At 57.5% G+C, this 11,669-nt stretch carries 9 protein-coding genes and 1 pseudogene; 3 read left to right on the forward strand and 7 right to left on the reverse strand.

The window, feature by feature from the left end; genetic code table 11:
* The coding region (locus tag DD606_RS22195) for an MFS transporter (protein ID WP_129259142.1) at positions 1-304 on the reverse strand (304 nt) is incomplete at its 3' end.
* Between the two features lie 475 nt (positions 305-779).
* Between DD606_RS22195 and uxaC the strand changes: the two genes are divergently transcribed.
* On the forward strand, positions 780-2,192 hold the full coding sequence (gene uxaC, locus DD606_RS22200) for a glucuronate isomerase (protein WP_003862632.1): 1,413 nt from the start codon (positions 780-782) through the stop codon (positions 2,190-2,192).
* Positions 2,193-2,209: 17 nt separating this feature from the next.
* Positions 2,210-3,697, forward strand: a complete 1,488-nt coding sequence (locus tag DD606_RS22205) for a UxaA family hydrolase (RefSeq protein ID WP_063944495.1) — start codon at positions 2,210-2,212, stop codon at positions 3,695-3,697.
* Between the two features lie 139 nt (positions 3,698-3,836).
* Here DD606_RS22205 and sstT read toward each other — a convergent pair whose 3' ends face one another.
* The 4 genes from sstT to DD606_RS22225 all read right to left on the reverse strand — a co-directional run bounded on the left by sstT (position 3,837) and on the right by DD606_RS22225 (position 8,142).
* Positions 3,837-5,078 (reverse strand): serine/threonine transporter SstT, encoded by a 1,242-nt coding sequence (gene sstT, locus DD606_RS22210; protein WP_003862628.1) that lies wholly within the window; start codon positions 5,076-5,078, stop codon positions 3,837-3,839.
* 274 nt (positions 5,079-5,352) lie between these two features.
* Entirely contained in the window at positions 5,353-6,318 is a 966-nt protein-coding gene (locus tag DD606_RS22215) for a TerC family protein (protein ID WP_003862625.1), read from the reverse strand.
* A gap of 251 nt (positions 6,319-6,569) precedes the next feature.
* Positions 6,570-7,568: a Gfo/Idh/MocA family protein gene (locus DD606_RS22220; protein ID WP_003862623.1), complete on the reverse strand. Its 999-nt coding sequence runs from the start codon at positions 7,566-7,568 to the stop codon at positions 6,570-6,572.
* Between the two features lie 70 nt (positions 7,569-7,638).
* Positions 7,639-8,142, reverse strand: a complete 504-nt coding sequence (locus DD606_RS22225) for a YgjP-like metallopeptidase domain-containing protein (protein WP_003862622.1) — start codon at positions 8,140-8,142, stop codon at positions 7,639-7,641.
* Positions 8,143-8,225: 83 nt separating this feature from the next.
* On the opposite strand from DD606_RS22225, the gene rlmG reads away from it, so the two are divergent.
* Positions 8,226-9,362, forward strand: coding sequence for a 23S rRNA (guanine(1835)-N(2))-methyltransferase RlmG (rlmG, locus tag DD606_RS22230; protein WP_003862620.1), 1,137 nt, complete (start codon positions 8,226-8,228; stop codon positions 9,360-9,362).
* Here the strand turns inward: rlmG and DD606_RS22235 are convergent.
* Together DD606_RS22235 and DD606_RS26515 are read right to left on the reverse strand one after the other, a co-directional pair.
* Positions 9,359-11,380, reverse strand: a complete 2,022-nt coding sequence (locus tag DD606_RS22235) for an NADPH-dependent 2,4-dienoyl-CoA reductase (protein ID WP_129259144.1) — start codon at positions 11,378-11,380, stop codon at positions 9,359-9,361. The genes rlmG and DD606_RS22235 overlap by 4 nt on opposite strands.
* Positions 11,381-11,558: 178 nt before the next feature.
* A pseudogene (locus DD606_RS26515) lies at positions 11,559-11,669 on the reverse strand (hypothetical protein); the annotation flags it as partial.

Raw genomic sequence — 11,669 nt, forward strand, 5'->3', positions numbered from 1 at the left:
CCAGTCCGCCCCAGCTGCCGGCCAGCGCGGTCGCCCCACAGAAGACGGCCCAGGCTACAGCGAAGAAGGCATAACCAATTTTTGTACCCAGAATATCAAGAACATAACCTGCAACAGGCTGCATTACGGTGTAAGCGGCAGAGTAAGCCGCAATGATGTAAGAGTATTGCTGCGTGGAGATATGTAACTCTTCCATCAACGTTGGCGCCGCTGCTGCCACGGTGTTACGTGTCAGGTAGCCCAGCACGGTGCCGAGCGTCACCAGTGCGATCATGTACCAACGTAACCCTTTAATTTTACGCATGTAAAACCTCATCGTTATGTTATTTCCGTGTCGGGACACGGCAACAACTCAACCGTTGCCGGGAGCTGTTCTGTAACGGGAGGGGCGTAACCGGGAACCTGTCCCGGAACGGCCCGAACCTTGCCATTAGTAATCGTGCTAAGTCGGCTTCCGTACCGTTAAATCCGATGTATCAAACACCGGTAATGCATTCCGTCGGCTTATAGTTTGCGACGGCGAAAAGATAACTTGTCATACAACTTTAAAAGGTGAGTGACATCACAAAAGTGTGAATCTTTGTAGGGACATTATGCGGCACGCGCAAAGCCAGAACTGGCGCGGCCTGAGAGAGGGTTTACCCCTTTGAGGGTAATTTATTTGTCGACGTTTATTGATCTAACTCACGAAAAAAACGTCGGACTCTGGAAATTGGTGTGATAACTTTGCAGCATCTGAACATAAGCTTTCTGACGCTCCCGTAATGAGGAAGACGATAATGACACCGTTTATGACCGACGATTTTCTGTTAGATACCGAATTTGCTCGCCGCCTGTACCACGACTACGCAAAAGACCAGCCGATTTTCGACTACCACTGCCATTTACCGCCGCAGCAGGTTGCCGAAAATTACCGTTTCAAAAACCTGTATGATATCTGGCTGAAGGGTGACCACTATAAGTGGCGCGCAATGCGCACCAACGGCGTGGCCGAGCGCCTGTGTACCGGCGACGCGACCGATCGCGAGAAGTTTGACGCCTGGGCCGCTACTGTTCCCCACACCATCGGTAACCCGTTATACCACTGGACGCACCTTGAACTGCGTCGTCCGTTTGGTATCACCGGCAAGCTGCTCTCTCCCGCCACGGCGGATGAAATCTGGGATCAGTGCAACGACCTGCTGGCGCAGGATAGCTTCTCGGCGCGCGGCATCATGAAGCAGATGAACGTGAAGATGGTGGGCACCACCGACGATCCGGTCGACACTCTGGAGCACCACGCGGTTGTCGCGAAGGACAGCACGTTTGACATCAAAGTGCTGCCAAGCTGGCGCCCGGATAAAGCCTTCAACATCGAGCTGCCGACCTTTAACGACTACATGGCGAAGCTGGCGGAAGTGTCTGACACCGATATCCGTCGCTTTGGCGATCTGCAAACCGCGCTGACCAAACGTCTGGATCACTTTGCCGCACACGGCTGTAAAGTGTCTGACCACGCGCTGGACGTAGTGCTGTTCGCGGAATCCAGCGAAGCTGAGCTGGACAGCATTCTGGCGCGTCGTCTCTCCGGCGAAGCCCTGAGTGAGCACGAAGTGGCGCAGTTTAAAACGGCGGTACTGGTGTTCCTCGGTGCGGAATATGCCCGCCGCGGCTGGGTTCAGCAGTATCACATCGGCGCGCTGCGTAATAACAACCAGCGTCAGTTCAAACTGCTGGGCGCGGACGTGGGCTTTGACTCCATCAACGACCGTCCGATGGCGGAAGAGCTGTCAAAACTGCTGAGCAAACAGAACGAGCAAAACCTGCTGCCAAAAACCATCCTTTACTGCCTGAACCCACGCGATAACGAAGTGCTGGGCACCATGATCGGCAACTTCCAGGGCGAAGGGATGCCGGGCAAGATGCAGTTCGGTTCCGGCTGGTGGTTTAACGATCAGAAAGACGGCATGGAGCGTCAGATGACGCAGCTGGCGCAGCTCGGCCTGTTGAGCCGCTTCGTTGGCATGCTGACCGACAGCCGCAGTTTCCTCTCCTATACCCGCCATGAATATTTCCGCCGTATTCTGTGCCAGATGATTGGCCGCTGGGTGCACGCGGGCGAAGCGCCAGCAGATATCCAGCTGCTGGGCGAAATGGTGAGAAACATCTGCTTTAACAATGCGCGTGACTACTTCGCCATTGAACTGAACTAAGGCCGTTTGAGGTTGATATGCAATACATCAAAATCCATTCGCTGGATAACGTTGCCGTCGCGCTGGCCGATTTAGCCGAAGGGACGGAAGTGACCTTCAACAACCAGTCGGTGACGTTACGCCAGGCCATTGGACGTGGACATAAGTTTGCCCTGATCCCCATCGCGAAAGGGGAGAACGTGGTGAAGTACGGTTTGCCCATCGGTCATGCGCTGGCGGATATTGCGCCGGGTGAATACATTCATTCTCACAATACCCGCACCAATCTCAGCGATCTGGACGAGTACAGCTATCAACCTGACTTCCAGGCAGAAGAAGGACAGGCGGCCGATCGTGAGGTGCAGATCTACCGCCGCGCCAGCGGCGAGGTGGGGATCCGCAATGAACTGTGGATCCTCCCGACCGTCGGCTGCGTGAACGGGATCGCGCGTCAAATTCAGACGCGTTTCCTGAAAGAGACTAACAATGCTGAAGGCACCGACGGCGTGCATCTGTTCAGCCACACCTACGGTTGTTCCCAGCTGGGCGACGACCACATCAATACCCGCACCATGCTGCAAAATATGGTGCGCCACCCGAACGCGGGGGCGGTGCTGGTGATTGGCCTCGGCTGTGAAAACAATCAGGTTGACGCCTTCCGCGATACGCTGGGCGAGTTCGATCCTGAGCGCGTGCACTTTATGGTGTGTCAGCACCAGGACGACGAAGTGGAAGCGGGCGTTGAACAGCTGCACCAGCTGTACGAGGTGATGCGTCACGACAAGCGCGAGCCGGGCAAGCTGAGTGAACTGAAGTTTGGCCTGGAGTGCGGCGGGTCTGACGGGCTTTCCGGCATTACCGCTAACCCGATGCTGGGCCGCTTCTCGGATTATGTGATTGCCAACGGCGGCACCACGGTGCTGACCGAAGTGCCGGAGATGTTCGGCGCAGAGCGCATTCTGATGAGCCACTGTCGCGACGAAGAGACGTTTGAGAAGACCGTCACCATGGTGAACGACTTCAAACAGTACTTCATTGCCCACAATCAGCCGATTTACGAGAACCCGTCGCCGGGGAACAAGGCGGGCGGAATCACCACGCTGGAGGAGAAATCCCTCGGCTGCACCCAGAAAGCGGGCGCGAGCCAGGTGGTTGACGTTCTGCGCTACGGCGAGCGCCTGAAAACGCACGGTCTGAACCTGCTGAGCGCGCCCGGTAACGATGCGGTCGCCACCAGCGCGCTGGCGGGAGCCGGCTGCCATATGGTGCTGTTCAGTACCGGACGCGGTACGCCGTACGGCGGATTTGTGCCAACGGTGAAAATCGCCACTAACAGCGAACTGGCGGCGAAGAAAAAGCACTGGATCGACTTTGACGCGGGCCAGTTGATCCACGGCAAAGCGATGCCGCAGCTGCTGAGCGAATTCGTGGACACGATTGTGGAATTTGCCAGCGGCAGGCAGACCTGCAACGAGAAGAACGACTTCCGCGAGCTGGCGATCTTTAAGAGTGGTGTGACGCTATAAGTCGGGTGCGGACTGGTGCCCTCACCCCGGCCCTCTCCCACAGGGAGAGGGTGCAAACACTAAAAACGGCAACACATGTTGCCGTTTTGCATTTACCTTGTAGGCCCGGTAAGGCGTAGCCGCCACCGGGCTTTTCTTTTTAACTGCGCAGGGCGTTCTTCGCTAAACGCGCATCTTCCGCCTGACAGGCTGCGGCGGTAAACAGCACGTCGGTAGAGGAGTTCAGCGCAGTCTCGCAGGAATCCTGCAATACGCCGATAATGAAGCCGACCGCGACAACCTGCATGGCAATCTCGTTCGGGATACCGAACATGTTACAGGCCAGCGGGATCAGCAGCAGCGATCCGCCCGCCACGCCGGATGCGCCACAGGCACACAGTGATGCAACGACGCTCAGCAGCAGCGCGGTTGGCAGATCCACCGGAATACCCAGCGTATGCACTGCCGCCAGGGTCAGCACGGTGATGGTGATCGCCGCACCCGCCATGTTCACGGTCGCACCCAGCGGGATCGACACGGAATAGGTATCGCGATCCAGGTTCAGCTTCTCCGCCAGCGCCATGTTGACCGGAATGTTCGCCGCCGAGCTGCGGGTAAAGAAGGCATACACGCCGCTCTCGCGCAGGCAAGTCAGCACCAGCGGATACGGGTTGCGGCGGATCTGCCAGAACACCAGCAGCGGGTTGATCACCAGCGCCACCAGCAGCATACAGCCGACCAGGACGACCAGCAGCTGCGCGTAGCCCCACAGTGCGTCGAAACCGGTAGTGGCCAGCGTCGAAGAAACCAGACCAAAGATACCGACTGGTGCAAAGCGAATCACCAGCTTCACCATGAAAGTCACGGCATTGGACAAATCGTTGACCAGGTTTTTCGTGGTCTCGTTGCCATGACGAAGCGCGAAGCCCAGACCAATCGCCCAGACCAGGATGCCAATGTAGTTTCCGCTCATCAGTGCGGTGATGGGGTTAGAGACCATGCTCATCAGCAGGCCGCGAAGGACTTCCACAATCCCGGACGGCGGGGTGATATCACCGGCCGCGCTGGTCAGGTGCAGCGTAGACGGGAACAGGAAGCTAAACACAACGGCCGTTAAGGCAGCAGAGAAGGTTCCCAGCAGATACAGGAACAGAATAGGGCGAATGTTGGTTTTTTGTCCGTGCTGGTGGTTGGCAATCGACGCCATCACCAGCATCAGCACCAGTACCGGGGCGACGGCCTTCAGGGCGCCCACAAACAGCGTCCCGAGCAGCCCCGTGGCCTCCGCGGCAGGTTTCGACACCATGGCCAGCAGAATACCCAGTACCAACCCGACCAGAATTTGTTTTACAAGACTGCCCTGCGCCAGGCGCGCGAACAGACCGCGTGATTGTGTGCTCATACGTTATTCCTGAGTGAAATTGCGTTCCATCCTGGATGTGCTCTAAGTCACATTTATTTCCGGATGTAAGTAAATGTTTGCCTGGTCGAGTATAGGGAATACGTGAAAGGAGGGAAGCGTAAAATGCTGGATTTTACGTGTTGCGTCATGTTTTTTAACTATTGGTTAACGAAAGCGCCGGGTGGCGCTACGCTTACCCGGCCTGCATTGCATTTCCCCCTCTCCCTGTGGGAGAGGGGTGGGGTGAGGGCATCAGCCCGCACCGAACGTTGCACTAAACCTGCTGCTTCTTATCGTGCTGGCGGTTAACCCAGGTATTGATAATCAGCGTCACCAGCAGAATGCCAAACACCACGCCGAGCGAAATGGCGATCGGGATATGGTAGAAATCGACGATCAGCATCTTGATACCGATAAACACCAGAATCACCGACAGGCCGTACTTCAGCATTGAGAAGCGCTCTGCCGCGCCTGCCAGCAGGAAGTACATCGCACGCAGGCCGAGGATGGCGAACAGGTTCGAGGTCAGAACGATGAACGGGTCGGTGGTAACTGCGAAGATAGCCGGGATACTGTCCACCGCGAAAATCACGTCGCTCAGCTCGACCAGAATCAGCACCAGCAGCAGCGGGGTGGCGAACAGCAGGCCGTTCTTACGCACGAAGAAATGCTCGCTCTCGATCTTGTCCGTCATGCGCAGATGACCCCGGAACCACTTCACCAACGGCTTATCACCGATACCGGTATCGTCTTCTTTCGCCAGCGCCATTTTGACCCCGGTGAACAGCAGGAACGCACCAAATACATACAACAGCCATTCGAACTGGGTAATCAGCCAGCTACCGGCGAAGATCATGATGGTACGCAGGACAATAGCGCCCAGAACGCCGTACACCAGCACGCGGCGTTGCAGAGCCGCAGGCACGGCGAAGTAACTGAACAGCATCAGCCAGACGAAGACGTTATCAACCGCCAGTGCTTTTTCAATCAGATAGCCGGTGAGGAAGGCGAGTGCCTGAGGATCGGCCACCGCGCGGCCTTCGGTTGAGGCCAGATACCACCAGAAGGCGGCGCAGAAAAGAAGTGAGAGGGTAACCCATACCAGCGACCAGACGGCGGCTTGCTTGACGCTCATGCCGTGTTCGCCGCGACGACCCTGCAAAAAGAGGTCGATCGCCAGCATGATGAGCACGACAACCGCGAATCCGCCCCACAGCATTGGAGTGCCGACAGAATGCATACTATTTTCCTTACACATAAAAAACAAAAACGGCTATGGTCAGAAGACGATAGCCGTTAGCTTTTTATGCATAGACCTCGCCTTCCGGCAAGGTCTCACTTACAACCTCGAAGGTTGCCCGGCGACCGGATGCGGTTTTGCACGCATCGTAATGACGATCCACCGGCGAAGAAGTTACTCCCCTTTGCAGGTAACAAATTATGTCAGACCATCGGTTTCGTCAATGGTCTGCACGATTTCATTACACAGCTTTACGCGACGGCTTCCACATTCACGCCGTCTGCGGGGAAAATCACGCCAGTCTGTCGGCGGATCTCCGTTTGCAGCTTCGCCGTGGTGCGGCTGATTGCCAGCCCCGGGTGGTTCACTTCGTTGTCTTCTACCAGACGGGCGAAGACCTCTGCCTCATAGAGCATAGTGTTAATATGCTGAGGCTGCGTCAGCTCCTGCGCTTTGCCGCCGCGGGGAACGATGCTTAGCTTCTGGCATTCGGAGATTTTTTCGATCACCAGCGAGCCGTCTTCGCCCTGAATTTCGCTTGGCAGTACGGAGTCACTGACCTTCGAGTGCTGCAACGTCACGCTGAAATCACCGTAGTCCAGCACCACAACGCCATGTGCATCCACGCCGCTCTCCAGCAGGCTGGCGGTGGCCGTTACGCCGTGCGGTTCACCCCACAGGGCGACCGCAGAGGCCAGGCAGTAAAAACCGATATCCATAATCGAGCCATTCGAGAAGGCCGGGTTAAAGGTGTTCGGGTTTTCGCCGTCCAGGTAGCGCTGGTAGCGCGAGGAATACTGGCAGTAGTTGATAAAGGCTTTACGCACTTTGCCAATTTTCGGCAGGGACTGCTGCAACAGCAGGAAGTTCGGCAGGCTGGCGGTTTTGAACGCTTCAAACAGCACCACCTGGTTTTCCCGGGCAAGCGCAATGGCGGCTTCCACTTCCTCAATATTCGAGGCCAGCGGCTTCTCGCAAATCACGTGTTTTTTGTGGCTGAGGAACAGCTTCGTTTGCGGGAAATGCAGAGAATTCGGGCTGGCAATATAGACCGCGTCAATGGCGTCGCTTTGCGCCATCTCATCGAGCGAGGTGAACAGATGTTCAACCAGGTAGTCATTCGCAAAACTCTGCGCCTGCTCAAGGCTGCGGGAATAGACTGCGGTGAGCTTATATTTGCCGGTTTCGTGGGCGGCGTCGACGAACTGGCGCGTGATCCAGTTCGTACCGATGACTGCGAAACGTATCATAAACGTTTACGTACTCCGTAGCAGGGAACTTAAAACCACTGTAGCACGTCATCATGACATTTCGCGTGCGCTACTGCGCATTACTCTTTAACGATAAATGCGTCAGCCACAAACGGGTATCAAACTCCAGCTGGTGGTACTGTGGCTCCATGTGGCAGCACAGGGAATAGAAGGCTTTGTCGTGCTCTTTCTCTTTCAGGTGCGCCAGCTCGTGCACCACGATCATCCGCAGAAAGGCTTCCGGCGCATTGCGAAAGACGGTCGCGACGCGGATCTCCGCTTTAGCCTTCAGCTTGCCGCCCTGCACGCGGGAGATGGCGGTATGCAGGCCGAGCGCGTTTTTCAGCACATGGATCTTATTGTCGTACATCACCTTGTTGATCGGCGGGGCGCTCTTAAGATACTGGTTTTTCAGATCCTGCGTATACTGCCAGAGGGCTTTGTCAGTCGCGAAATCATGCGTGCCCGGGTAGCGTTTTTCCAGCACCGCACCGAGCTTTCCCGCGGCAATCAGGTCACGAACCTGGGAAAGTAAATGCTCCGGATAGCCCTGGAGATAAGTCAGCTGGTTCATCAAAACCCCAAAATAGTGTGAAAACGGGTATACTCACGCACCCTTTTCAGGGATACGCCAAATTTTACCATTCAGGAGGGCCGATGAGCCACTTAGACAACGGTTTCCGTTCACTCAACCTTAAACGTTTCCCGGAAACGGACGACGTGAACCCGCTTCAGGCGTGGGAAGCGGCGGATGAATATCTGCTGCAACAGTTGGATGAGACTGAAATCAGCGGCCCGGTTCTGATCCTGAATGACGCGTTTGGCGCGCTGGCCTGCGCGCTGGCGGAACATGCGCCTTACAGTATCGGCGATTCTTACTTAAGCGAACTGGCGACGCGTGAAAACCTGCGCCATAACGACATCGAAGAGTCCAGCGTGAAGTTCCTCGACAGCACCGCGGACTACCCGCAGGCGCCGGGCGTGGTGCTGATTAAGGTGCCAAAAACCATGGCGCTGCTGGAGCAGCAGCTGCGCGCGCTGCGTAAAGTCGTCACGCCAGAAACCCGCATTATCGCGGGTGCCAAAGCGCGCGATATTCACACCTCGACGCTGGAGCTGTTCGAGAAGGTCCTCGGCCCGACCACCACGACGCTTGCCTGGAAAAAAGCGCGCCTGATCAACTGCACCTTCAGCGCACCGGCGCTGGCCGACGCGCCAGAAACGCTGAGCTGGAAACTGGAAGGTACCGACTGGACCATCCACAACCACGCGAACGTCTTTTCCCGTACCGGTCTGGATATCGGGGCGCGTTTCTTTATGGAACATCTGCCGGAAAATCTTGAGGGTGAGATTGTCGACCTGGGCTGCGGCAATGGCGTGATTGGCCTGACGCTGCTGGCGAAGAACCCGGAGGCCAGCGTGGTGTTCAGCGACGAATCGCCAATGGCGGTGGCCTCCAGCCGTCTGAACGTGGAAACTAACCTGCCTGAAGCGCTGGATCGCTGCGAGTTTATGATCAATAACGCGCTGTCGGGCGTAGAGCCTTTCCGCTTCAACGCGGTATTCTGTAACCCGCCGTTCCACCAGAAGCACGCCCTGACGGATAACGTCGCGTGGGAGATGTTCCACCACGCGCGCCGCTGCCTGAAAATCAACGGCGAGCTGTACATCGTGGCGAACCGCCACCTGGACTACTTCCACAAGCTGAAGAAGATTTTCGGCAACTGCGTCACCATTGCCACCAATAACAAATTCGTGGTGCTGAAATCGGTGAAGCTGGGGCGTCGTCGCTAAATAACCAGTGCAAGCTGGGTGCCCTGCGCAATCGCCCGCCGCGCATCCAGCTCCATCGCCACGTCGCACCCGCCGATCAAATGCACCGTTTTACCCGCTTCGCGCAGCGGATCGGCCAGATCGCGCTTTGGCTCCTGTCCGGCGCACAAAATCACATGATCCACGCGCAGCAGCTGCGGTTCACCACCGATCAGCACATGCAGCCCGTCGTCGTCGATCTTCTGGTAGCTCACCGCCGGGATCATCTTCACCCCGCGCGAGAGCAGGGTGGCGCGGTGGATCCAGCCAGTGGTTTTGCCCAGCCCTTCACCCGGCTTGCTGGCCTTACGCTGGAGCATCACGATCTGACGCGGGCTTTTCGGCAGCTGCGGCCCTTCCGGGCGTAAACCGCCGGACTGACTGAGACTGGTATCAATGCCCCATTCCACGCAGAACTCAGCGATGTTCTGGCTGGTGGCTTCGCCCGGCTGGCTTAAATACATCGCGGTATCAAAACCGATCCCGCCGCAGCCGATAATCGCCACCTTCTCGCCAACCGGCGCTTTGTCGCGCAGCACGTCCAGATAGCTCAATACCTTCGGATGATCGATACCCTCGATCGCAGGGGTGCGCGGGGCGATCCCACTCGCGAGGATCACCTCGTCGAAACCGATCAGATCCGCCGCGCTGACAAACTGGTTAAGCCGCAGCTCGACGCCCGTCAGCTCGATCATCCGGCGGTAGTAGCGCAGCGTTTCGTAGAACTCCTCTTTGCCGGGGATCTGTTTGGCGATATTAAACTGCCCGCCAATCTCCCCCTGCGCATCAAACAGCGTCACGCCGTGCCCGCGCGAGGCGGCATTGACCGCAAACGCCAGGCCCGCCGGGCCAGCGCCCACCACGGCCAGGCGTTTTTTATTGACCGTCGTAACCACCGGCATTTTGGTTTCATGGCAGGCGCGGGGGTTAACGAGGCAGGAGGTGACTTTGCCAGCGAAGATTTGATCCAGACAGGCCTGGTTACAGCCGATGCAGGTGTTGATCTCATCCGCACGGCCGCTTTGCGCTTTGGAGAGCAGTTCGGCATCCGCGAGGAACGGACGCGCCATCGAGACCATATCGGCGTCGCCGCGTGAGATCACATCGTCCGCCACCTGCGGGTCGTTAATGCGGTTAGTGGTCACCAGCGGAACGGAGACTTTGCCTTTCAGCTTGCGCGTTACCCAGCTGAACGCCGCACGCGGCACCGGCGTGGCGATGGTGGGGATGCGCGCTTCGTGCCAGCCAATCCCGGTGTTGATAATGGTGGCACCGGCGGCTTCAATTGCCTGCGCCAGCTGCACGGTTTCGTCGAAGGTGCCGCCGCCTTCCACCAGGTCGAGCATCGACAGGCGGAAGATGATAATAAAATCCGCACCCGCACGTTCACGCACCGCGCGCACCACCTCCACGGCAAAACGCATGCGGCGGGCATAGTCGCCACCCCATTCGTCGTCGCGCTGGTTGGTGCGTGCGGCGAGAAATTCGTTAATCAGATAGCCTTCAGAGCCCATCACCTCCACGCCGTCGTAGCCTGCTTCCCTTGCCAGCGCGGCGCAGCGGGCAAAATCGTCGATCAGCGCCAGGATCTCGTCGTGGCTAAGGGCGTGAGGAGTAAAGCGGTTAATCGGCGCCTGAATAGCCGAGGGGGCAACCAGGTTCGGTTGATAGCTGTAGCGCCCGGTATGCAGAATTTGCAGGGCGATTTTGCCGCCCTCGCGGTGGACCGCGTCGGTCACAATGCGGTGGTGCGACAGTTGTGACGCATCATTCAACACCGCGCCGCCCTCCATCGTCACCCCGGAAGGGGCAGGGGCTACGCCGCCGGTGACAATCAGCGCCACCCCGTGGCGCGCGCGTTCGGCATAGAAGGCTGCCAGACGTTCAGCCCCGTCCGGACGCTCCTCCAGCCCGGTGTGCATTGAGCCCATCAGCACGCGGTTTTTGAGGGTGATGAACCCCAGATCGAGAGGGGCGAATAACGACGGGTAGCGGCTCATAGTCTCTTCCAGTGTAAAATTATTGTTATGTGGTCGGATGAGTTACTAATTTAGCCAGCGGGGAGTAAAAGGGAAAAGGGGAATGCAGTGAATGTGATGGGATTCAAATATTGGTGTGGCCTGATGCCCTCACCCTAACCCTCTCCCTAAGGGAGAGGGGACTTAATCTCCCTCTCCCTTAGGGAGAGGGCCGGGGTGAGGGGGATGCCCGCACCAGCCCCGGTGCCTGCCACATCGACGTGGTCAGCCCGCTGTCCACCAGCCCGAGCTGGTCGGCGTACACCACCTG

This window comes from Enterobacter cloacae complex sp. GF14B (genome assembly GCF_004136805.1).
Lineage (GTDB): Bacteria > Pseudomonadota > Gammaproteobacteria > Enterobacterales > Enterobacteriaceae > Enterobacter > Enterobacter hormaechei_C.

Bases quoted from the DNA above. Each gene is read 5' to 3' on its own strand.
- DD606_RS22205 (WP_063944495.1), top strand. From the start codon at position 2,210: ATGCAATACATCAAAATCCATTCGCTGGATAACGTTGCCGTCGCGCTG.
- DD606_RS22235 (WP_129259144.1), bottom strand. From the start codon at position 11,380: ATGAGCCGCTACCCGTCGTTATTCGCCCCTCTCGATCTGGGGTTCATC.
- DD606_RS22225 (WP_003862622.1), bottom strand. From the start codon at position 8,142: ATGAACCAGCTGACTTATCTCCAGGGCTATCCGGAGCATTTACTTTCC.
- DD606_RS22215 (WP_003862625.1), bottom strand. From the start codon at position 6,318: ATGCATTCTGTCGGCACTCCAATGCTGTGGGGCGGATTCGCGGTTGTC.
- uxaC (WP_003862632.1), top strand. From the start codon at position 780: ATGACACCGTTTATGACCGACGATTTTCTGTTAGATACCGAATTTGCT.
- sstT (WP_003862628.1), bottom strand. From the start codon at position 5,078: ATGAGCACACAATCACGCGGTCTGTTCGCGCGCCTGGCGCAGGGCAGT.
- rlmG (WP_003862620.1), top strand. From the start codon at position 8,226: ATGAGCCACTTAGACAACGGTTTCCGTTCACTCAACCTTAAACGTTTC.
- DD606_RS22220 (WP_003862623.1), bottom strand. From the start codon at position 7,568: ATGATACGTTTCGCAGTCATCGGTACGAACTGGATCACGCGCCAGTTC.